We start from the raw sequence: 22,042 nt of genomic DNA, 5'->3' as shown, positions 1-22,042 counted from the left end.
TTTTATGGTTTGTAGGCTACAACTTGCTGTCTTTGTTCTCCCAAAAAGTCAGCCCCTAACTCTAGAATGTCTCCCGGCTTTAGATATATTGGAGGATTAAACCCTAATCCTACACCAGCAGGAGTTCCTGTAGAGATCACATCTCCCGGCAATAGCGTCATAAATTGGGAAACATAAGACACTATATAAGGTACGGAAAAAATCAGATTTTTGGTATTCCCATTTTGGTAGGTCTTGCCATTGACCTTAAGCCACAGATTGACATTGTGGATATCAGGAATTTCGTCAACGGTAGTCATATAAGGCCCCATAGGTGCAAAAGTATCACAACCCTTGCCCTTATCCCAGGTACCGACTCTTTCCATTTGAAATTCTCGCTCGGAAATGTCATTATGCAACACATATCCTGCCACAAAATCCAAAGCATCGGCCTCTTCCACATAAGCAGCCTTCTTACCTATCACTATCCCAAACTCCACTTCCCAGTCGGTTTTTTGAGAGTTTTTAGGGATAACAACGCTATCATTAGGACCAATCAAAGCGGTTGTGGATTTCAAAAATATTATAGGCTCCTTCGGAATTGTCGCCCCTGTTTCCTCAGCATGGTCTTTATAGTTAAGACCTATACACACTATCTTAGAAGGACGCGCAAAGGGAGGGCCTAACCTAACGGACTTATTCACCTCCGGTAATATTCCGCGCTTGGATTCTATCAATTCTTTTAGTTGGCTTAACCCATCTTCTGCAAAAAAAGATTCGTCATAATCTTTTATTATCGACGATACATCGAACCATTTTCCATCCAACTCTACTCCAGGCTTTTCCTTTCCTGATTCACCGAAACGTATTAACCTCATATACAATATTTTTTAATTATTCAACTTAACAAAACCTCCATCTATAGGATAATCATTACCTGTAATGAATGCAGCATCATCCGAACAGAGAAACAAAGCCAATTTAGCGATTTCTTCGGGTTGTGCCATACGGCCTATAGGCTGCGACTGCGCAAGTCTCTCAAACATCTCTTCTTCTTTTCCTGGATAGTTTTTGGCGATAAAGCCATCCACAAAGGGCGTATGAACACGCGCCGGAGAAATAGAGTTACAACGGATATTATACTTTAAATAATCGCGAGCAACAGACATCGTCATAGCATGTACCGCTCCCTTGCTCATCGAATAGACAAACCTGTCACTTATTCCCACCAAAGCTGCTATGGAAGCTATATTAAGAATGACACCTCCCCCCTGTATACGCATTTTGGGTACTACAGCATACAATGCATTATAAGCTCCTTTGACATTCACCTCAAAGACCTTATTGAAATCCTCTTCTGAACAATTTTCTACGTTCCCTACATGAGCTATCCCGGCATTATTTACCAAAATATCCACCCGGCCTATCCTATCCACAACGTTCATCACGACCTTCTGATTAGCCACCGAACAGACATGCAATTGGGCCTTCCCTCCCTTTCGTGATATACTTTCTACAACATTAGCTCCTGCTTTCTCATTGAGATCAAGGATATGTACGAAAGCTCCCTCTTCCGCAAAGGTTTGCGAAATAGCTTTTCCTATACCACTCCCCCCTCCTGTGACTATGGCTATTTTATCTTTTAACTTCATTCTATTAAACTATTAATTCATACAACTAAAGTGAAACACCTCTACGCCAAGGTATAAAATCATTCTGACCTAATAATACGGATTTCGGTGTTTCTTTGCCGCTGGCCACGGCAATAACATAATCCAAAATTCTATATGCCGCTTCTTCTAAGCTTTCTTCTCCATCGATGATGGTACCACAATTTATGTCTATGATATCCTGCATGCGCTGGTAGGTTGCCGTATTTGACGAGACTTTAATTACCGGAGTGATAGGGTTTCCGGTTGGTGTTCCTAATCCTGTAGTAAACAAGACGACGTTCGCGCCCGCTGCCACTTCCGCAGTAGTACTTTCCACATCATTTCCCGGAGTACATAGCAAATTTAATCCCTGCCTATTCGCTAACTCTGGATAGTCGGCCACATGCACTATAGGGGAAGTACCTCCCTTTTTGGCTGCTCCAGCAGACTTTATGGCATCCGTAATAAGTCCATCACGAATATTGCCGGGAGAAGGGTTCATATAGAATCCCGAACCAACATCTTCCGCTTGCTTATTGTAACTCTTCATAAGCTGTATAAACTTCTTTGCCGTATTTTCGTCCACACAGCGTTCACTAAGTTCCTGTTCTACACCACATAATTCCGGAAATTCGGAAAGGATGACTGAACCTCCTAAAGCCACCACAATGTCGGACACCAAACCCACGGCAGGATTAGCCGAAATTCCCGAAAAACCGTCCGAACCGCCACACTCCAGACCTATGCACAGCTTACTTAACGGTGCCGGCTGACGAACCTGACTGTTAGCGAATACAAGACCGCAGAAGGTAGCTTTCAAAGCCTTCTGCATCAGCAGGTCTTCTGTTCCTTCCTGCTGCTGCTCGAAAATATATAGCGGTTTATCAAAGTGGGGATCACGTTTTTCAATCTCAACACGTAAAATGGATACCTGTGCATGCTGACAGCCCAAACTCAGCACCGTAGCTCCAGCCACATTGGGATGCGTAATATATCCAGCCAACAAACCACATAGCGCATCAGAATCCTGACGCGTGCCTCCACAGCCGAATTCATGCGTCAAAAATTTTATACCGTCTACATTTTCAAACAGCTTATTACTTTTAATCTTCCGTTTCTCTCCTGAAAAGTCTATCTGTAAGAGCTCTTCCACTGTGGCCCCTTTCTTGTATTTTTCTATCAATAGGTCCACCTCGTAAGAATAATCCTTACTCTGTACAGCATATCCTAACTTCTCTTCCAAAGCCTCCTTAAGAGTATGTACATTCCTGTTTTCACAGAATACCAAGGGTATGACCAACCAATAGTTTGCCGTACCTACCTGCCCATTACTACGATGATACCCTAAAAAGGTAGCATCCTTAAATCTGGTAACATCAGGCTTCTGCCATTCTAATTTTCTGTCTGTCATGTGAAAACCACCCGTAGCATGTCGCAGATTGTCTACGGTCAACAGACTACCCTCTTCAAGAAACTCGTTAACTTTACCTACCACCACACCGTACATATACACTTCGGCATCCTTAGACAAGGCATATAGCGTAAACTTATGCTTAGCCTTTACCTCCTGCCGCAACACAATAACCCTTCCGTCACAACGGATGATTGTGCCCTCCGGCAAATCCTTCAACGCCACAAGTGCATTGTCCTGAGGGTGAATCTTCAAAAAACTTCTTCCTCCCATTGCTTACAACTCAAAAATCTTATCCATAAGCACCCATTTCTCTCCTTCTTTAGCTCCAGGCATCGCCTGCTGGTATTTCCACATCAACCTTTCCCATTTCTGCACGTCTATATTGGCTGCGTCCATCTCGGCTTTTTTCTCAAAACTGAATCCTTCGGCGACTTCCATGACCATACACAGTCTGTTGGCGAACCTATAAATCTCCATATGCACAATTCCAGCATCAAGAATTGACTGTTTCACTTCCGGCCATACTTCTCTATGATAACGTTCGTATTCCGCAATTAAGAAAGGGTCATCCACAAGATCCAAGGCTAAAACATATCTTTTCATAAGGAATGATTTTCTAAAGATTCAACAGGGCGTGTATTCCACGCAAAAAACATTACCACCAAGAAACATAACAGCACGATGACATAAGAAGAGTGAATATTATGTGTCATATCGGTAATGCTGCTTGATAAGGGTGGAATGATTGCGCCCCCTACAATAGACATAATAATAAAGCTGGAAGCAGACTTGGTGTCTGATCCCGTATCCCGAATACCTATAGCGAAAATCGTAGGAAACATAATCGACATAAAGAAGGTAGTTCCTACCAAAGCATACAAAGTAGCCATGCCAGATCCAAAGATGACTATCAAGGTCAACAGAGCAGCAAAAATGCTGTACAGCATCAATAGCTTATACGCTTCTACAAAACGCATAAAAAAGGTTCCCACAAAGCGGCCTATCATAAATAAAAGCCCGGCTAATGCTCCATAATATTTTGCTTGCTGGCCCGGCATATCCAAAGCGTCTTCCGCAAATACAAGTAAAAAGCTGAACACATAAATCTGTGCTCCCACATAAAAAAACTGAGCCACCACCCCCCAACGCACATTTTTGTGTTTCAGACTCGAAAAAAGGTTTTTGCCGACCACCTCTTCCTCATCCCTAATATCCGGCAGCTTGGTAAAGAAAAAGAGTATAGCTACCAGCAAAATCACTGCTCCCAACACAAGGTAAGGACCTTTCACCAACGACGTCTCGCTTTGTATATAAGCTAATTTTGCGGCATCCCCCAAGGCCATCAATTCTTCCTGACTTTTAGGCTCTTCTGCTAAAATGAACTTGCCCCCTACTATGGGCGCTAATGAGGCAGCCAAACCATTGAAAGACTGGGCAAAGTTAAGCCGCAATGCCGCCCTTGATGGGTCTCCCAATACCGTGATATAAGGATTCGCGGCCGTCTCCAGAATCGTTAGGCCACACGAAAGTACAAACAGCGCAGTAAGGAAAAACATATAACTCAAGCCATTAGCGGCAGGAATAAACAAAAAGCAGCCTAAAGCAAACAGCAACAAACCCACCAAAATAGCTGACTTATATCCATAGCGCTTCATAATCATTCCTGCGGGAATGGCCATCAGAAAATAAGCTATAAATACCGAGGAATCTACTAACGAAGCCTGAACATGTGCGAGACTGAATACACTTCGCAGATGTTTGATAAGTATAGGATCCAGATTATGGATGAAACCCCAAAAGAAAAACAATGAGGTTATTAGTATTATCGCAAAAGTATATGACTTTTGTTTGCTCATAATTACTGGTTTATATTTGGTTATCTAAAGATAGGACAATCCCTAAAAAATAAAGTATACCAATTTACCCAAAACATAAACTATATTACCCTAAGAAAATTGCATTTTACCTAATAGAGGAATATCTTAGATGTATGAAGATAAAAAGGCTGAGCTTGCAGGACAGTTTCCACAAAAGCTTACATGTACGAAGAGATACTTACCCTCAACATCACCAGGTCTGGCATTATCATGATGAAGTAGAGTTTATTTATATTATCAAGGGTACGGGAACACTCTTCGTGGGCGATTGTATCCAAACGATTGTTCCTGGCAACTGTGTACTTATAGGCTCTAACCTTCCCCACTATTGGATGTTTGACGAAAACTATCTTATTGGAGACCCCAGGATAGACTGTATTGTCATTCACTTTCATCCGCATTTTTTAGGAGAAAACTTCTTCCAGATTAAAGAACTTAAAATTTTGAATGACTGTCTTCTCGCTTCCGGCCGAGCTTTATTTTTAGCCGATACAGACAAAAGATGGCATAGCCTTTTCCACGCCATCCTAGAGGAAGAACATGTTCTTAAAATCACCGGTTTATTAAATGCATTATATTATTTTCAGAAAGAAAATCCACATAGTCTGGTGAGCAAAAATTATGCTTTCCTCAACCATTCGTTAGACGAAAAAAGAATGAACGATGTCATCCAGTACATCAAACAAAATTATCGCCACAAAGTAGAACTACAAGAACTAGCTGCACTGGCAAGAATGACCAAAAATTCATTTTGCCGCTACTTCAAACAAAAAACGGGAAAGACACCTATACAGTTTGTTTCAGAGCTGCGGGTATCCCATGCCTGTAAGCTGCTCAAATCATCCGAACTTAACCTCAAAGAAATCTGTTTCGACAGCGGCTTTAATAGTTTCGTTAACTTTCATAAGATATTTAAAAGTATCACCAAGACTAGCCCCAAACAATATCAAAAGAGACACAACAAGCATTCATAAGCTGGTTAACATTAATTTTTTACCTAAATAAACTGTCAAATGTGTATTTTCACCACATGAATAATAAGATACGCTTCGGAGTCGACACCATGCTGGAAAAGGCTTCTTCATACCATGCACAAAGGATAGCTTTGGTATGTAATGCGGCCTCCCTGACCTCGCAAGGATTACATAGCAGATTTGCACTTCAAAAGGCGGGAATCAACATCGTAAAACTATTCGCCCCAGAACATGGCCTCGACAGTACAGGAGCGGATGGTGCCTACATAAACCATCAGAAGGACAATGTACTGAATGTTCCTATCATAAGTCTTTATAGTGAAAAATTAGCACCAGCAGAAGAAGATCTCTCCGATATCGATGTTTTATTCATCGACTTGCCAGATATAGGCGCACGCTTCTATACCTATCTGTGGACGATGACCTATGTGTTGAAAAGCTGTGAGAGACACCACAAACCTGTGGTGCTGTTGGACCGCCCCAACCCTATGGCACACAACCTCAATCTTGCTGAAGGTCCTTTCCTGAATTCAAAGTGCGTATCCTTCATTGGAAGGTATAACATGCCCATAACTCATCACTGCACCTTGGCCGAACTAGCTCAATACTTTAAAGCCATCTACTTCCCTGAGCTAAAGCTGGAAATTGTGGCTATGAAAGGATGGGATAGAACCCAAAATCAAGGTTATCCTTTCTTTCCTACCTCCCCAGCGATACAGAAACGCGATACCATATATACTTACGCCGGAGCTTGTCTTTTCGAAGGATTAAATATACACGAAGGCCGCGGTACTGATTTTCCTTTTGCACAATTTGGCGCTCCATGGATAGATGCCGTGCTCCTACACGAGCAGGTCAAAAAGCGACTGACTGAAGCACACATTGAAGAAGTACACTATGTAGCCAAAGAGTCTATATATTCGGGCGAAGTGTGTCATGGCTTGCGGATTATCCCTTGGAAACCTAAAACCTTTCAATCCGTTGATTATTTCATAAGACTTATACAGATTATTTATGAACTTTTTGGTGATAAGCTTACCGAAAGAGCTTACAAGACCCACGTCAACCCTTCCGGAAGTGGCCATCTCGACAAGCTGCTAGGTATACCCCAAGCTTTTGAGTTCTTAAAAAACAACAGAATTAACACCAAGGAGGGCATAGAACAATGGGTTAGAGATATTTCACCCTACCTTATATACACCTAACAAGGTGTGTTGCAATAGCCATAAACAAAAAAGACTCTATCGGTGATAGAGTCCTTTTTGTTATTTATTCATCAATGCTATAGCGTATAGTTTCATCTGTTTGACCATAGCCAATAAACCATTGGCACGCGTCGGAGAAAGATGTTCTTTCAAGCCTATTTTATCAATGAAATAAAGGTCTGCCTCCGCAATCTCTTTTGGAGTATGTCCAGAAAGCACTTTCACCATCAGACTTACCAAACCTTTCGTTATGACAGCATCTGAATCGGCTTTGAAATAAATTTTTCCATCAAGCATTTCAGGATAGAGCCATACCTTAGACTGACAGCCTTTAATGATATAGTTGTCGGTTTTGTATTTTTCATCGATTAAGGGGACTTCTTTTCCTAGTTGGATGATGTATTCATATTTTTCCATCCAGTCTGTATAAAAAGAAAAGTCGTCAATTAATTCGTCTTGAATTTCGTTTATTGTCATTTTATAAAAGCATATTTAACGCACGAGTCAAACCCGCCACAAAATTATCAATATCTTCTTTCGTATTATACAATGCCAGGCTGGCACGCACTGTTCCCGGAATATTAAATCTATCCATCACCGGCTGTGCACAGTGGTGTCCGGTACGTACCGCTATCCCCAGCTTATCCAGAATCACACCTATATCATACGGATGTACGCCATCCACCACAAAGGATATCACCGACGACTTGTATTCTGCCTCACCTATGATGCGTACACCAGCAATGGCTTTCAGCTTTTGCGTAGCGTATGCCAACAGCTCGTCCTCATGTGCTTTAATATTCTCTATTCCTAAAGAATTGATATAATCTATCGCCGCTGCGAAACATATTCCTGCCTCTATATTAGGTGTGCCGGCCTCAAATTTGAAAGGAAGTTCGTTATATGTCGTCTTCTCGAAGGTCACATCTTTAATCATATCGCCTCCTCCTTGGTATGGTGGCATAGCGTCCAGAAGGACACGCTTGCCGTATAACACGCCCACGCCTGTAGGAGCATACATCTTATGCCCTGAGAAGGCTAAGAAGTCCACATCCAGCTCCTGAACGTCAATGGCTATGTGCTGAATGGCCTGCGCAGCATCTACCAACACCGGAACATTCCTCGCATGAGCCATCTCTATGATTTGCTTTACCGGATTGATAGTTCCCAAAGCATTAGAAACATAAGCCACAGCAACGATTTTGGTCTTATCGGAGAGCAGCTCCTCATAAGCCTTCATATCCAACTCACCTTTATCGTTCATAGGAATGACACGCAATACTGCACCCCTGTCTTCGCAAAGCATCTGCCAAGGCACTATGTTAGAATGATGTTCCATGGCAGAAATGATGATTTCATCTCCTTCGTGGACAAAAGCTTTACCGAAGCAACTTGCCACTAGGTTGATACTTTCGGTGGTACCTTTGGTAATGATTATCTCCGCCTCTTCCTTGGCATTGATGAATTGTTGTACCTTACGACGCGTAACTTCAAATGCATCGGTAGATAGCTGACTCAGATAATGCACACCACGGTGTACATTCGAATTCATCTCCTCATAATAATTTGTAATAGCATCAATTACAAACTTAGGTTTCTGCGTCGTCGCCCCATTATCTAGATAGACCAAAGGCTTGCCATTGACCTCTCTTTTAAGGATAGGGAAATCGTTGCGTATTTTATTTATATCGAATTTTTCCAATTTTTTCTTATATTAATGTTACAAAGGTAATACTTCTTTAATTCAAATATCAGAATTAAATGTATTCTTTTGGTCAAAGTAAAGCTACACGGTAAGTTTATTTTCCTTCATAAAAAGGGTTTTAAATCATTTCTACACCTATTTTCAGATTTATTTCTATAACTTTGTATTTAGTTATGCAAGAAATACCTTTAAATATCCCTGAAGGATCCAGGAAAGAAGTAATGGCCTATCTGGAGCCATTCATGCTCAATGAGATGAGCGAGTATTTGAAACCTGTAGAAGAGATGTGGCAGCCGTCCGATTTTCTTCCGGATGCCTCAAGGGATACTTTTTTTGAGGAAGTTCGCGATTTACAAGAAAGTGCAAAAGAACTTCCCTACGACCTGGTGGCCGTATTGATCGGTGATACCATTACCGAAGAAGCACTACCTACCTACGAATCATGGCTTACCATGGTCGAAGATGTCAACAAAGATGAAAACAGTGGATGGATGAAATGGGTCCGTGCATGGACTGCCGAAGAAAACAGACATGGAGACCTGTTGAACAAATACCTTTACTTATCCGGCCGCATTAACATGCGCGAATTCGAGATGAGTATGCAATATCTGATTCAAGACGGATTCGACATCGGTACGGGAGCTGATCCTTATCGTAATTTCATCTACACCTCCTTTCAAGAGCTGGCAACAAATATATCACACCGACGTGTTGCCGGAATAGCTAAAAAAAGCGGAGACAAGCTACTGGCAAAAATGTGTGGTGTTATTGCTTCCGACGAAGCCCGCCACGCCAAAGCATACATGTCCTTTATCGCCAAAGCTTTCGAGGTAGATCCAAGCGAAGTGATGATAGCCTTCGAAGATATGATGCGTAAAAAAATCGTCATGCCTGCCCACTTCCTCAGAGAATCGGGAGAGCCTCAAGGTGGTGCTTTCGCCCACTTCTCGGATGCTGCACAGCGCATGAATGTGTACACCGCCATAGATTATGTAAATATTCTTAAAGAACTTATACAGGATTGGAAAATAGATAAAATTAGTGGATTGAACGAAAAAGGAGAAAAAGCACGAGATTATCTGATGAAGCTACCAGACAGATTACTTCGCCTAGCTGACAGAATAAAAGTGCCAGAAATAGAATATAAGTTCAAATGGATTTACGGCTAAAACAAAACCCACGCTATAAACGTTCTTACTAAAGAGCGTTTTTTTATTTCCATAATGTACAACAGTAGCCGAAGAATTAAGCTCGCTTAGTAAGAATTTTAACTAAGATCATTTCCCATAATCTACTAACATTCAACAATATGTGTATTTTATACACTAAGTTAAAATTGTTTAAGCAACTATAAAATATTCAAAAGTTAGATTTAAATAAATTTTAATTAACAATAAGACATAAATATTAAGATTTTGATATTGAAATATCCTACTTTTTTAAGATATTTGCACTGCAATTAACACAGAAAATTAAATAAACAAGCGATATGTTATTAAGTCGTTCTGAGCGTTCTTTCCCTCGAGTTATCATCATCGGTGGCGGCTTTGGAGGAGTAGAGGTAGCAAAAAATTTAAAAGATAAAGAAGTTGAAGTTCTGCTTATCGATCGTAACAACTTCCACACTTTCCAACCCCTTATGTACCAAGTAGCTACAGGTACTCTTGCAGCAGACTCGATTTCCTTCCCTCTTCGCAAAATGTTTAAAAACCAGCACAACTTCAAATTCAGAATGGCTGAGGTTTTAAGCATTGACAGTGTTAAGAAAGAAGTTCATACATCGGTAGGTACATACGATTATGATTATTTGGTAATCGCCTCAGGAGCTACAAGCAACTTCTTTGGCAATAAGGAAGTAGAGAAAAATTCCTTACCAATGAAGAGCATCAAGGAAGCCCTAAACATCAGGAGCTATGTATTACAAAACCTTGAAAAGGCAGTATTATTAAAAAATGCTTCTGAACGTGCCCCATACTTGACATTCGTAGTGGTAGGTGGCGGCCCAACAGGTGTAGAATTGTCGGGAGCCATTGCTGAAATCCAACTACATGTGCTTAAGAAAGATTACCCAGAACTTTCGGTAAACGAAATGAAAGTTTATTTGGTAGAAGGCACTGGAAAAGTATTAGGCGCATTATCTGAAAAATCGCAAAGAGACGCTGAAAAATACCTAAAAGAACTAGGTGTCAACGTGTTGCTCAACACACAGGTTACAGGATATGACGGAGATATTATCACCTTCAACAACGGTGAAAGCATCAAAACAAAAACAGTCATCTGGGGTGCCGGCGTAAGAGGTCAGTTTCCGGAAGGTATTGATGCTTCCCTTATCGAAAGAGGTAACCGCATCCGCACAAACGGACAATGTCAAATCGAAAGCATGGACGGCGTCTACGCTATAGGTGACGTAGCAGCGATGATCACGGAAGATACCCCTCGAGGACTTCCAGGCGTAGCTCCAGTAGCACAACAGCAAGGAGCATATGTTGCCAAACATATCAGCAACATCATCGAAAACAAACCTAACACTGAAAACTTCAAGTATTTCGATAAAGGTTCAATGGCCACTATCGGTCGTAGCAGAGCAGTCGTAGATATTGGTAAATTCCATATGAGTGGCTTCTTAGCTTGGTTGACATGGATGTTCGTTCACTTAGTGTCTATCTTCGGCTTCCGCAATAAGTTGGTAACCTTCGTAAACTGGTCTATCAAGTTCTTAACGAAAAATTCAGGCGTTCGCCTTATCGTTGATAAATACGAAAGAGCCGTAGACAAAGAAACTACGACTACAAACGCGTAAGTATCCTTTTAATCCTATATTAAATCAAAATAATAAGTACAAATGTCGACAATGAAAATTGCCGACATTTTTTTATTTAGTACTTTTGGCAATAAATCAAAACTTTCATTATGGACAACAAGACGATAGCACGTGCATTCAAACTTTGCGGACAGCTGATGGAACTGCACAATGAAAACCCGTTCCGTACCAAAGCTATGTCCAGTGCCTCGTTCAAGATAGACAAACTCCCCTTCCCTGCTGCCAATGCCTCTCTAGAAGAGCTTAGCGCTCAGCAAGGAATAGGTAAAAGTACCGCGGAGAAAATCTTTCAAATCATCAATACAGGAAGCTTCCCGGAATTGGACAAACTTATCTCCCAAACACCGGAAGGAATTCTGGAAATGCTCAAAATAAAAGGACTAGGGCCTAAGAAAATACAAGTCATCTGGAAAACCTTGGAAATAGAAACTGTAGGTGAGCTTTATTATGCGTGCAACGAAAACCGTCTTATAGAAGCCAAAGGTTTCGGATTCAAAACACAGGAGGAAATAAAAAAAGCAATAGAGTTCACTATGGACAACCAGGGGTGGTACCTTTTTGCCAAAGCCGAAAACAGCGCCTTTGCCCTCCTAGATAAGCTATCCTCCGCTTTCCCTCAATACCGCTTTTCATTTGCTGGGGCTTTTAGAAGAAAATGTGAAATATTGCAAAAGGTGGACATCCTCACGGAAGCTCCTCACACAGAAGTAAAGGATTTCATCTCGCAGTTGAACATTGACTTTGCTGAAGATCCGCAAAACCAAACGCTTGCTTTTACGGATGAAAACTCCTGCCCTTTTGTTGTCCATTTTACTTCCAACGAAAGCTTCGCCAAAGATTTGTTGCTAACAACTGGTAATGAAAAGCATATTGAACAACTGAAAAACATTACTCCTGAAATCCCTGAGGCAGCAACGGAGGAAGAGATATATCATAAGATGGGCCTGCAATACATCGAACCTGAATTGCGCGAAGGCTTTGATGAGCTTGAAAAAGCACAAAAAAACACACTACCAAACCTAATAACCTTTGAAGATCTAAAAGGTACCTTACACAACCACTCCACTTACTCCGATGGAGTACATTCCTTATCGGAGATGGCCCGTTACTGTAAGGAAGAATTAGGATTATCATATCTGGGCATCTGTGACCACTCCAAAACCGCCGTATATGCCAACGGCCTTACCGTAGACCGCTTGGAAGAACAGTGGGCTGAGATAGATGAGCTGAACGCGATGCTGGCCCCTTTCAAAATTTTCAAAGGGATTGAATCGGATATATTATCGGACGGATCGCTGGATTATCCGGATGAGATATTGGCAAAATTTGATTTTGTCGTAGCCTCCGTACATAGCAATCTGAAGATGGATCAGGAAAAAGCTACACAACGTCTGATCAAGGCCATTGAAAATCCTTACACAACCATATTGGGACATCCTACAGGAAGACTGTTGCTTTCACGTGCCGGATATCCTTTAGATTTCAAAAAAATTATAGATGCCTGTGCAGCAAACCAAGTGGTCATAGAAATCAATGCCAACCCTTTACGATTGGATCTAGATTGGAGATGGCATCGCTACGCCTTAGAAAAAGGGGTGTTGCTATCTATCAATCCGGATGCCCATCGTACCGAAGGACTGCTTGATATGCATTATGGAGTGTATGTAGGCAGAAAAGGAGGCCTGACCCCAAGCACATGTTTGAACGCCTTCAGCCTCGAACAGATTACAACCTATTTCCAACAAAGGAAAACACATATTCAATAAGATATTTATTAAAGCCTCTTGGATGAGAAGAGGCTTTAATAATTTTAGAAAGTACAGACTATTAAATTCATACCTTTATTAACTTTGCAACACATAAGCTAAAATATGCTGGATAATATAATACATTACTTCGAAAGCATTAACCCTATACTTGCTGCCTTATACGCCACCCTCTTTACATGGTCCATAACAGCGTTAGGTGCTGCTTTTGTCTTCTTCTTCAAAAGCTACAATAAGAACATTATGGATTCCATGTTAGGCTTTACGGGAGGGGTCATGGTGGCCGCAAGTATATGGAGCCTACTTATTCCCGCAATAGATATGTCGGAAGGTGAACGTTTTACGAAGGTCATGCCTTCCGTTATAGGATTTCTCTTAGGTGCAGGCTTTCTATATGCCATCGACAAAATTATCCCCCACCTACATATACACTTCAAAAAGGTGGAGGGAGTAAAAACAGCATGGCAGAAAACTACGTTAATGATTTTGGCGATCACGCTGCACAACATTCCGGAAGGTTTGGCCGTAGGGGTTCTCTTTGGGGGTGTGGCAGCAGGTATTCCTGAAGCCAGCATAGCAGGAGCGGTATCTTTGGCTGTAGGTATTGGCCTTCAGAACTTTCCGGAAGGAATAGCCGTATCCATGCCATTACGCCGTATGGGCATGTCCCGACGCAAAAGCTTCTTCTATGGGCAGCTCTCGGCCATAGTAGAACCTATAGCGGGGGTGCTCGGCGCACTTGCTGTAACATTCTTCAATCCCCTATTACCTTATGCATTGGCCTTTGCCGCCGGTGCCATGCTTTTTGTGGTCGTCGAAGAAGTTATTCCTGAAGCACAGCAAAACAAAAATTCTGATCTTTCTACCTTGGGATTTATTTTAGGATTTATTGTGATGATGAGCCTGGATGTGGCCTTAGGATAATAAAAAGAGAAATCCATAAAAAAAAAGATACCTGTATGGTATCTCTTTTTTTTGAGCCTCCTATCGGGATCGAACCAATGACCTACTGATTACAAGTCAGTTGCTCTACCAGCTGAGCTAAGGAGGCTTTTGGTGGAGGGAGAAGGATTCGAACCTTCGAAGCCGAAGCAACGGATTTACAGTCCGTCCCATTTGACCGCTCTGGAATCCCTCCGAGCCCGTGGTCTTACCACTTCAGAGCCTCCTGTCGGAATCGAACCAACGACCTACTGATTACAAGTCAGTTGCTCTACCAGCTGAGCTAAGGAGGCCTAACATCTTTTGAGCCTCCTGTCGGAATCGAACCAACGACCTACTGATTACAAGTCAGTTGCTCTACCAGCTGAGCTAAGGAGGCTTAAGTGTTTAAGACCGAGTGCAAATATCATAAGTTCACACCAATATTCCAAATTATTGGAAGCTAAAAATGGCCTTTAAACACTAATAAACTGAATATCAAACTTATTTTTTTGAGTATAAAACTCTATTTAGAGCCCATAGCTTACCTTCACGGTAATATTTGCTGTCTTTGCTCTGGATGTTGTATTGAATACACCTCCATACGAAAATTCTTCATTACTATTTTGTCCTGTGATCTGAAAAATTCCTAAATCTGCTTTCAATAATTTTCCTAAACTACTCCCGGATTCCTTCGCTATATTTTCTGCACGGCTTTTCGCATTTTGGGAAGCTTCAGCGATCAACGCCAACTTTAAATCTTCCAACTTCGAATAATAGTAATTAGGTGCATTAGACATCAATTCCACTCCCTGAGAGATCAACCCCGAGATTTCGCGGGAGGCATTGTCTACCTTATCCAACTCTTTCGATTCTACGATTACATTTTGACTGAGACTATAACCTGCGAAAGTGTTGTAACTATTCCCTCTTTCGTCGGTATGATAGTTAAAATCACGTACTATGATGACCGGGTCAAAAACGATTTCACTTTCTTTGATTCCCTTTTGCACGAGGAAGTTCTTGACCAACTCTCGATCTTTTCTGAGTTGCTCGGAAGCTTCACTAAGGTTCATAGACTTACGGCTGTAGGTCGCAGTCCACTTCACGATATCCGAATCAAAATCTTTCTTCGCATTACCCGTCACGGTAATGACTTGGTTCACCTTATACTTATATTTATAAGCACTTCCTAAGATGCAGGCCGTCCCTATTAAGGCCACAGCTGCTATAACACTGATAATAATAGATGTATATTTCATAAAATTTCTAATTTTCCTTATATAACGTAAACGATTAATAAACGTGCCAAAATTGTTGCAAAAACCTTTCATTTATTTGACTACCTTTGGTATTATTAGTTTAGATTAAACCTATGAACAATTACTTTAAAATTTTTGTTACTGTTTGTTCGGTTTTTTCAATAGCACAAGCGCAGGAAAAACCGCCATTGACCATGGAGGCCTTTGACTCTTGGAAAAGCATTGGTTACAATGCTATCTCCAAATCCGGCAAGTACGTCTATTACACCGTCAACGCACAAGAAGGTGATGCCTACACAGAGCTGAAAGATCAAAACAACAACCTTCTGCTACATGTGGCCAGAGGCGTATCTCCCAAACTTAGCAAAGACGAACGCTTCTTGGTTAATACGGTAAAGCCTTTTTACAAAGAAACTCGAGACGCCAAAATCAAGAAGAAAAAGCCTAACGAAATGCCTCAAGATTCGCTGGTATTTTTCGACATCCAAACCAAACAGTCCACCAAGCTTGGACCAATAAAATCTTGGAAAGCCGCCCGCGAAATCGATTCGTACATCGCTTTCTCCCAAGAGCTTGAAGTAAAAGGCAAAGCAGACACCACTAAAGCCGACACTTCAATAACAAAGGCGCCAGCCAAAAAAACATCAGCAAAAAAAGAGTTGGTAGTCATTCTCTATAACCTAAGAACTAAAGACACCTTACAATTCTGGAAAGCGGAGAATTTCTACTTTGACGACAACGAAAAGTATTTTGTATATAATATTAAAGGAGCTGAAAAAGATAGCACCAAAACCCCAGGATTATATGTTTATAACCTTCAAGACAAAAAGGTAAAGAAGATTTACGACGGCAAAGCTACCTTTCAAAATATTACCTTCAGCGATGCTTCTGATAAGCTGGCTTTCGTCGTGGATACAAGCTCTGCAAAAGCACTGCTGAAGATGCCTAGCATCTATCAGTACGACTTCAAAGCGGAATCTGCCAAAGAGCTTATTTCAAAAAACACAGCAGGGATACCTAACAACTGGTACATTCCGACGTCCACAAACCTGTCGTTCAGCGCAAGTGGCAACAGGTTGTTCTTCGGCATAGCTCCTATACCAAAAGTCAAGGACACCACATTAGTGGAATTCGAACACGCAAAAGTGGACATCTGGCACTGGCAAGACGAGCTATTGATGACACAACAGTTAGCCTCCCTTCCTCTGCTGAAAAACAAAACATACAGAGCAGTATATCACTTTGCCGAAAATAAACTAGTACCTCTTGCAAATCTTGAGTTCGAAAACGTTAGTCTTACTGAAAATGCCGACGAAGAGTGGGGATTAACGTCATACACTTCTTTAGAAAACAAAATTGCAAGGCAATGGTCTTACGGCACAAGATCGGACATATATGTCGTATCGCTAAACAACGGAAATCGCCAGTTGGTAAGACGTGATTTCCTAGGAAATACAGCTCTTTCTCCGAAGGCAACACATGTGTTGCTCTTTGACAAAGAAAATCAAAATTGGTATGCATATAATATCAGCACCAAGACTACAGCATGTTTAACCTGCAACCTCAATGTTACTTTTGGCAATGAGGATAACGACTCTCCTGCCCTTCCACAATCTTATGGCATTGCCGGCTGGTCAAACGACCACAAAGGCGTATATCTTTATGATAAATATGACCTATGGTATGTAGACTTTGACGGCAAAACGCCAAAAAACATCACTCAATCTGCGGGGCGCAACAATAAAATTAGATTCCGTCTAATTTCCTTCAGCTCGAACAAACCTCGTTCGATGACGACTTATTTAGACCCCAAAAAAGTGGTCTTGTTGTCATCATTCAACGAAAACGACAAACAAAACGGAATATTCAAACTAGAAATAGCTAAAAATAAGGCTCCAAAAGAAATCATCCAGTCGCAACACGTTTATAAGCGAATATCGGCTGATGAAAATCAAACCATCTTCACATATTCTCGTGAAAATTATCAAGAATCAACGAATCTCTTTGTTTCCAAAGATTTCGTAAAAGCTACTCAGCTTACGGATATTAACCCTCAGCAAAAACAATACAACTGGGGTACTGCCGAATTGGTAAGATGGAAAACACCAAAAGGCTACGACGCAGAAGGTATACTCTACAAGCCGGAAAACTTCGATCCAAACAAAAAATATCCAATCATTGCCTACTTCTATGAAGTATTGTCAGACGGCTTATATAATTATCATGAGCCGGCACCTACCCCATCTCGTCTGATGATCCCTTACTTTGTAAGTAACGGTTACCTAGTCTTCGCTCCGGATATCCGTTACGAAATCGGACATCCTGGCAAATCGGCAGAAGAGTATATCAACTCAGGCATGCGCTATTTGGCGAAAAACAGCTGGGTAGACTCTACCAAGATGGGTATCCAAGGTCAAAGCTGGGGAGGTTACCAAGTGACACACCTCATCACCAGTACCAACATGTATGCCGCTGCATGGGCCGGCGCTCCGGTAGTAAATATGACTTCTGCTTACGGCGGAATACGCTGGCAAACCGGTATGTCACGCCAATTCCAGTACGAAAAAACACAAAGCCGTCTAGGGGCTACCTTATGGGAAAAACCAGAACTTTATCTTGAAAACTCCCCTCTATTCAACATGGATAAGGTAACTACCCCTGTAGCTATCATGCATAACGACAACGACGGTGCCGTACCTTGGTATCAAGGTATCGAAATGTTTACCGCTCTACGCAGACTTCAAAAACCAGTATGGTTACTAAACTATAATGGAGATGGTCACAACCTGATGGAAAGACAAAATCGTAAAGACATACAAAGACGTCAAGCGCAATTCTTCGACCACTTCCTTAAAGGTAAACCTGCTGCAGATTGGATCAAAAAAGGTGTCCCTGCAGTAAACAAAGGAATAGACTGGGGATTTAACATCACCGATTAATGTTCCCCAAAAATGCAAAGACCCGGAATTTACCGGGTCTTTGCATTTATTATACCCCCATACAACTGCCTTTGTAGTGAAATCATACACTATTCCCTCCTCTTTTCACCTTAAAACATAGGCTAACCCCACAAACAAAACACAACAAACCAACAAAAACACCACCAAAAAATCATAAAAAATCACATAAAAAGACAAAAACACCCCTGTTTTTCAAACAAAAACCATAAAATCCGCACTAAAAATTATATAACACACTATTTTTTGATAAAAAAATCAAAAAAAATTATAAAAATTTGATTTCATACTGTATTTTTGATACACATTAAAAAACAAAGAATAACAACAACCAAACGAACATACAATGTCAAACTTCAGATTCGAATCAGTAAGCGCTGCTGCTGCTAGAAAAGCCTTCTCAGACGAGAAAGTGAGCACAAAAAGAGCAACAGAAATCTTTGGTAAAAACGTTTTTACCATCTCAAAGATGCAAGCTTACTTGCCAAAATCAACCTTCAAAGAATTATCAAAATGTATTGAAGAAGGCACTCCTATTTCACGCGAGTTAGCCGACATCGTTTCTCAAGCGATGAAAACTTGGGCTATCGAAAATGGAGCTTCTCACTACACTCACTGGTTCCAACCGTTGACAGGTTCTACTGCTGAAAAACACGATGCTTTCTTCGAACCAGATGAAAACGGAAATGCTATCGAAAAGTTTACTGGCGATGCCCTAGTACAGCAAGAGCCTGATGCTTCTTCTTTCCCTAACGGTGGTATCCGCAACACATTCGAAGCTCGCGGTTACACAGCTTGGGACCCTACCTCTCCTGCTTTCATCTACGAGACTTCTGCAGGAAAGACATTATGCATCCCTACAGTTTTCGTTTCATATACAGGGGAATCATTGGATTACAAAGCACCTTTATTGAAGGCTATTGCTGCCGTAGATAAAGCTGCTACTGACGTATGTCAATACTTCGATAAATCGATTACACGTGTAAATGCCTCTCTAGGTATTGAACAAGAATATTTCCTTGTGGACTTGGCCTTATACAACGCACGTCCTGACCTACAATTGACAGGTCGTACCTTGTTTGGTCATATGTCCGCAAAAGGCCAACAATTGGAAGACCACTATTTCGGCGCTATTCCAGACCGCGTATTGGCGTTCATGGTGGACTTGGAAAATGAAGCCTTAAAATTAGGTATCCCTTTAAAAACACGCCACAACGAAGTTGCACCTTCACAATTTGAATGTGCCCCAATGTATGAAGAAATCAACTTGGCCATCGACCACAACCAGTTGTTGATGAACTTAATGGATCAAGTTGCTTTCCGTCACAACTTCAAAGTATTATTACACGAAAAACCTTATTCAGGAATCAATGGTTCCGGTAAACATAACAACTGGTCCTTGATTACCAACACTGGCGTAAACTTGTTGTCTCCGGGAAAAACTCCTAAAAACAATTTGATGTTCTTGACATTCTTTGTCAACACCATCAAAGCCGTTTACGAGCACGCTGATTTGTTACGTGCATCTATCGCCAGCCACTCTAACGACCATCGTCTTGGTGCTAACGAGGCTCCTCCAGCGATTATCTCTATCTTCTTAGGTTCGCAATTAGATGAAATCTTGGAAGAGGTTGAGTCTGCACGAGTAGCGAAGAAAGTAAAAGCCGAAACAAACTTGTGGCATGGAATACCTAAAATTCCTGAATTGAAATTAGACAACACAGATCGCAACCGTACGTCGCCTTTCGCATTTACAGGCAACAAATTTGAGTTCCGTGCTGTAGGTTCTTCAGCCAATGCTGCTTTACCAATGACGATCTTAAATGCTATCGTTGCAGCTCAATTGATTGAATTCAAGGCTGAAGTAGATAAACAAATCAAAAAAGGAACGAAAAAAGATCTTGCGATCTTGAACGTTATCCGCAAATACATTAAAGAATCGAAACCTATCCGCTTCGAAGGCAACGGCTATAGCGATGAATGGGCTGCTGAAGCCGAAGCTAGAGGTTTGTCTAACATCAAATCAACACCTAAAGCATTAGACGTTTACGTTAAAGAGGAATCTTTAGAGCTATTTGAAAAGTTAGGCATCTACTCTAAACGTGAATCTGAAGCGCGCCACGAGATCTTGTTGGAAAACTTCTACAAAAAATTACAGATCGAGGCACGTGTGATTGGTGAAGTAGTGAATAACCAAATCGCTCCAGCATGCTTCCAATACCAAAACGAGCTGATCGAAAATGTGAAAGGACTAAAAGATTTAGGCTTACCTAAAGAAGCATACTCTTCACAACTCAACTTGATCGAACGCATCTCTAAACACACCAACATCATCTTGGAAAAAGCAGAAGAAATGCGTCAAGCTCGTAAAAAAGCTAATGTTATCGAAGACGTTCGCGAAAAAGCTATCGCTTACGACGAAGTAGTGAAGCCTTATTTTGATGAGATCCGTTACCACGTCAATAAACTTGAAAAGATTATTGACGATGCAAAATGGCCTCTACCAAAATTACGTGAGCTATTATTCATTCACTAACTAACCAATCTAAATATAACTTCTAACACGAAAGTAGTTGTCTTAATCGACAACTACTTTTTTTGTTTTGGGGAAATTATAGTAATTTACCTTTATGAAAATAATAGGAATAATCCCAGCGCGCTACAGCTCTAGCCGCTTTCCCGGAAAACCGCTGGCCAATATCGCGGGCAAAACTATGATTCAGCGCGTATACGAACAATGTAAAAGTGCAGCATCCCTTCATGAGGTCATCATCGCAACAGACGATCAGCGTATTTATGAACATGTTCAAAGCTTTGCTGGAAATGTTATGATGACTAGCAGCACCCACGAATCCGGAACTGATCGCTGTGCGGAAGTAGCCTCCAAGCTGAACGGATTTGACATCGCTATAAATATCCAGGGAGACGAACCTTTCATCGATCCGCAGCAGATAGATCTATTGGCTTCCTGCTTCGAAAACCCTAAAACACAAATCGCTACTCTCGTAAAACGCATAGAAAACATTGACGACCTTTTTAACGAAAACAAACCCAAGGTCGTCCTAAACAAAAAAGGAGAAGCCATCTACTTCTCACGCCAGGCCATACCTTTCCAGCGCGGAGTCGACAAAAAAGAATGGCTAGACAAGAGACCTTACTACAACCATATAGGAATCTATGGATATCGCATCGACATCCTCAAAGAAATTACCAATCTTCCCGTATCGGACCTGGAAAGTATGGAAGCATTGGAACAACTACGATGGATAGACAATGGATACCATATACAAACCGCTCTATCCAACCACACAAATGACGCCATAGATACGCCCGAAGATTTACAGTATATCCTAAAAAAATATTTCAACCAATAGGTCTCTCCCTATTGGTTGATTATTTCCTATCACATTATCCCTCAAAACTTTCAACACCTTGTTTTTTGAAAAACATAAGTAAATCAAATTTACTTCCCCTATTTTTCACAAAAACAAAGCTACCTAACTAAAGAT

17 protein-coding genes and 4 tRNA genes are annotated in these 22,042 nt (G+C 41.2%); 9 read left to right on the top strand and 12 right to left on the bottom strand.

Going from position 1 to position 22,042, the window contains the following annotated elements; translation table 11 throughout:
• Positions 1–2: 2 nt before the first annotated feature.
• Genes ABD873_RS03400 through fucP form a run of 5 tightly spaced genes read right to left on the bottom strand, consistent with a single transcriptional unit; the run spans position 3 to position 4,901 of the window.
• Entirely contained in the window at positions 3–857 is an 855-nt protein-coding gene (locus ABD873_RS03400; protein WP_345064633.1) for a fumarylacetoacetate hydrolase family protein, read from the bottom strand.
• Between the two features lie 12 nt (positions 858–869).
• Entirely contained in the window at positions 870–1,631 is a 762-nt protein-coding gene (locus ABD873_RS03395; RefSeq protein WP_345064630.1) for an SDR family NAD(P)-dependent oxidoreductase, read from the bottom strand.
• Positions 1,632–1,656: 25 nt separating this feature from the next.
• Complete coding sequence (locus ABD873_RS03390; RefSeq protein WP_345064628.1) at positions 1,657–3,315, bottom strand: UxaA family hydrolase; 1,659 nt, start codon at positions 3,313–3,315, stop codon at positions 1,657–1,659.
• A gap of 3 nt (positions 3,316–3,318) precedes the next feature.
• Positions 3,319–3,648, bottom strand: a complete 330-nt coding sequence (locus ABD873_RS03385) for an L-rhamnose mutarotase (protein ID WP_345064626.1) — start codon at positions 3,646–3,648, stop codon at positions 3,319–3,321.
• Complete coding sequence (gene fucP / locus ABD873_RS03380) at positions 3,645–4,901, bottom strand: L-fucose:H+ symporter permease (RefSeq protein WP_345064623.1); 1,257 nt, start codon at positions 4,899–4,901, stop codon at positions 3,645–3,647. Before fucP ends, ABD873_RS03385 begins: the two co-directional genes overlap by 4 nt.
• Positions 4,902–5,035: 134 nt before the next feature.
• On the opposite strand from fucP, the gene ABD873_RS03375 reads away from it, so the two are divergent.
• Both ABD873_RS03375 and ABD873_RS03370 read left to right on the top strand, forming a co-directional pair.
• Positions 5,036–5,896 carry an AraC family transcriptional regulator gene (locus ABD873_RS03375; protein ID WP_345064621.1) on the top strand — a complete coding sequence of 287 codons (861 nt, stop codon included), beginning with the start codon at positions 5,036–5,038 and terminating at the stop codon, positions 5,894–5,896.
• Positions 5,897–5,952: 56 nt separating this feature from the next.
• Positions 5,953–7,101: an exo-beta-N-acetylmuramidase NamZ family protein gene (locus ABD873_RS03370; RefSeq protein ID WP_345064618.1), complete on the top strand. Its 1,149-nt coding sequence runs from the start codon at positions 5,953–5,955 to the stop codon at positions 7,099–7,101.
• A gap of 60 nt (positions 7,102–7,161) precedes the next feature.
• Here ABD873_RS03370 and ABD873_RS03365 read toward each other — a convergent pair whose 3' ends face one another.
• Both ABD873_RS03365 and ABD873_RS03360 read right to left on the bottom strand, forming a co-directional pair.
• On the bottom strand, positions 7,162–7,578 hold the full coding sequence (locus tag ABD873_RS03365) for a SufE family protein (protein ID WP_039053844.1): 417 nt from the start codon (positions 7,576–7,578) through the stop codon (positions 7,162–7,164).
• 1 nt (position 7,579) lies between these two features.
• A complete protein-coding gene (locus ABD873_RS03360; RefSeq protein WP_345064615.1) occupies positions 7,580–8,803 on the bottom strand; it encodes a SufS family cysteine desulfurase in 1,224 nt (407 codons plus the stop codon).
• A gap of 176 nt (positions 8,804–8,979) precedes the next feature.
• On the opposite strand from ABD873_RS03360, the gene ABD873_RS03355 reads away from it, so the two are divergent.
• The 4 genes from ABD873_RS03355 (at position 8,980) to ABD873_RS03340 (ending at position 14,317) form a co-directional block, all read left to right on the top strand.
• A complete protein-coding gene (locus ABD873_RS03355) occupies positions 8,980–9,975 on the top strand; it encodes an acyl-ACP desaturase (protein WP_039054151.1) in 996 nt (331 codons plus the stop codon).
• Between the two features lie 320 nt (positions 9,976–10,295).
• Positions 10,296–11,606, top strand: a complete 1,311-nt coding sequence (locus tag ABD873_RS03350) for an NAD(P)/FAD-dependent oxidoreductase (protein ID WP_039054152.1) — start codon at positions 10,296–10,298, stop codon at positions 11,604–11,606.
• Positions 11,607–11,716: 110 nt separating this feature from the next.
• Positions 11,717–13,393, top strand: a complete 1,677-nt coding sequence (locus ABD873_RS03345) for a helix-hairpin-helix domain-containing protein (RefSeq protein WP_345064609.1) — start codon at positions 11,717–11,719, stop codon at positions 13,391–13,393.
• A gap of 105 nt (positions 13,394–13,498) precedes the next feature.
• On the top strand, positions 13,499–14,317 hold the full coding sequence (locus ABD873_RS03340; RefSeq protein WP_345064607.1) for a ZIP family metal transporter: 819 nt from the start codon (positions 13,499–13,501) through the stop codon (positions 14,315–14,317).
• A 54-nt stretch (positions 14,318–14,371) separates the two neighbouring features.
• On the opposite strand, the gene ABD873_RS03335 is transcribed toward ABD873_RS03340, so the two are convergent.
• The 5 genes from ABD873_RS03335 to ABD873_RS03315 all read right to left on the bottom strand — a co-directional run bounded on the left by ABD873_RS03335 (position 14,372) and on the right by ABD873_RS03315 (position 15,576).
• Positions 14,372–14,444 (bottom strand) — tRNA-Thr (locus tag ABD873_RS03335).
• Positions 14,445–14,447: 3 nt separating this feature from the next.
• Positions 14,448–14,531 (bottom strand) — tRNA-Tyr (locus ABD873_RS03330).
• A gap of 24 nt (positions 14,532–14,555) precedes the next feature.
• Positions 14,556–14,628, bottom strand: a tRNA-Thr gene (locus ABD873_RS03325).
• A 13-nt stretch (positions 14,629–14,641) separates the two neighbouring features.
• Positions 14,642–14,714, bottom strand: a tRNA-Thr gene (locus tag ABD873_RS03320).
• 130 nt (positions 14,715–14,844) lie between these two features.
• Positions 14,845–15,576, bottom strand: a complete 732-nt coding sequence (locus ABD873_RS03315; RefSeq protein ID WP_039054154.1) for an SIMPL domain-containing protein — start codon at positions 15,574–15,576, stop codon at positions 14,845–14,847.
• Positions 15,577–15,689: 113 nt separating this feature from the next.
• Between ABD873_RS03315 and ABD873_RS03310 the strand changes: the two genes are divergently transcribed.
• The 3 genes from ABD873_RS03310 to kdsB all read left to right on the top strand — a co-directional run bounded on the left by ABD873_RS03310 (position 15,690) and on the right by kdsB (position 21,907).
• Positions 15,690–18,515, top strand: a complete 2,826-nt coding sequence (locus ABD873_RS03310) for a S9 family peptidase (RefSeq protein ID WP_345064605.1) — start codon at positions 15,690–15,692, stop codon at positions 18,513–18,515.
• A gap of 364 nt (positions 18,516–18,879) precedes the next feature.
• The gene (locus ABD873_RS03305) at positions 18,880–21,069 is read left to right on the top strand and encodes a glutamine synthetase III family protein (protein ID WP_345064604.1); all 2,190 of its coding nucleotides are present in this window, start codon (positions 18,880–18,882) and stop codon (positions 21,067–21,069) included.
• 94 nt (positions 21,070–21,163) lie between these two features.
• Positions 21,164–21,907, top strand: coding sequence for a 3-deoxy-manno-octulosonate cytidylyltransferase (gene kdsB, locus ABD873_RS03300; protein ID WP_345064603.1), 744 nt, complete (start codon positions 21,164–21,166; stop codon positions 21,905–21,907).
• Positions 21,908–22,042: the final 135 nt, after the last annotated feature.

Source organism: Sphingobacterium thermophilum (assembly GCF_039541675.1).
In the GTDB taxonomy this organism is placed as follows: Bacteria; Bacteroidota; Bacteroidia; order Sphingobacteriales; family Sphingobacteriaceae; genus Sphingobacterium; species Sphingobacterium thermophilum.
Note: the sequence above shows the minus strand (reverse complement) of the source record. Positions and strands in the feature narration are given on the sequence as shown.

What these genes read in the sequence shown, in the direction of transcription:
- ABD873_RS03315 (WP_039054154.1), bottom strand. Translation starts at nt 15,576, where the DNA reads ATGAAATATACATCTATTATTATCAGTGTTATAGCAGCTGTGGCCTTA.
- ABD873_RS03390 (WP_345064628.1), bottom strand. Translation starts at nt 3,315, where the DNA reads ATGGGAGGAAGAAGTTTTTTGAAGATTCACCCTCAGGACAATGCACTT.
- ABD873_RS03370 (WP_345064618.1), top strand. Translation starts at nt 5,953, where the DNA reads ATGAATAATAAGATACGCTTCGGAGTCGACACCATGCTGGAAAAGGCT.
- ABD873_RS03395 (WP_345064630.1), bottom strand. Translation starts at nt 1,631, where the DNA reads ATGAAGTTAAAAGATAAAATAGCCATAGTCACAGGAGGGGGGAGTGGT.
- ABD873_RS03365 (WP_039053844.1), bottom strand. Translation starts at nt 7,578, where the DNA reads ATGACAATAAACGAAATTCAAGACGAATTAATTGACGACTTTTCTTTT.
- ABD873_RS03310 (WP_345064605.1), top strand. Translation starts at nt 15,690, where the DNA reads ATGAACAATTACTTTAAAATTTTTGTTACTGTTTGTTCGGTTTTTTCA.
- fucP (WP_345064623.1), bottom strand. Translation starts at nt 4,901, where the DNA reads ATGAGCAAACAAAAGTCATATACTTTTGCGATAATACTAATAACCTCA.
- ABD873_RS03355 (WP_039054151.1), top strand. Translation starts at nt 8,980, where the DNA reads ATGCAAGAAATACCTTTAAATATCCCTGAAGGATCCAGGAAAGAAGTA.
- ABD873_RS03345 (WP_345064609.1), top strand. Translation starts at nt 11,717, where the DNA reads ATGGACAACAAGACGATAGCACGTGCATTCAAACTTTGCGGACAGCTG.
- ABD873_RS03400 (WP_345064633.1), bottom strand. Translation starts at nt 857, where the DNA reads ATGAGGTTAATACGTTTCGGTGAATCAGGAAAGGAAAAGCCTGGAGTA.
- kdsB (WP_345064603.1), top strand. Translation starts at nt 21,164, where the DNA reads ATGAAAATAATAGGAATAATCCCAGCGCGCTACAGCTCTAGCCGCTTT.
- ABD873_RS03375 (WP_345064621.1), top strand. Translation starts at nt 5,036, where the DNA reads ATGAAGATAAAAAGGCTGAGCTTGCAGGACAGTTTCCACAAAAGCTTA.
- ABD873_RS03305 (WP_345064604.1), top strand. Translation starts at nt 18,880, where the DNA reads ATGTCAAACTTCAGATTCGAATCAGTAAGCGCTGCTGCTGCTAGAAAA.
- ABD873_RS03340 (WP_345064607.1), top strand. Translation starts at nt 13,499, where the DNA reads ATGCTGGATAATATAATACATTACTTCGAAAGCATTAACCCTATACTT.
- ABD873_RS03385 (WP_345064626.1), bottom strand. Translation starts at nt 3,648, where the DNA reads ATGAAAAGATATGTTTTAGCCTTGGATCTTGTGGATGACCCTTTCTTA.
- ABD873_RS03350 (WP_039054152.1), top strand. Translation starts at nt 10,296, where the DNA reads ATGTTATTAAGTCGTTCTGAGCGTTCTTTCCCTCGAGTTATCATCATC.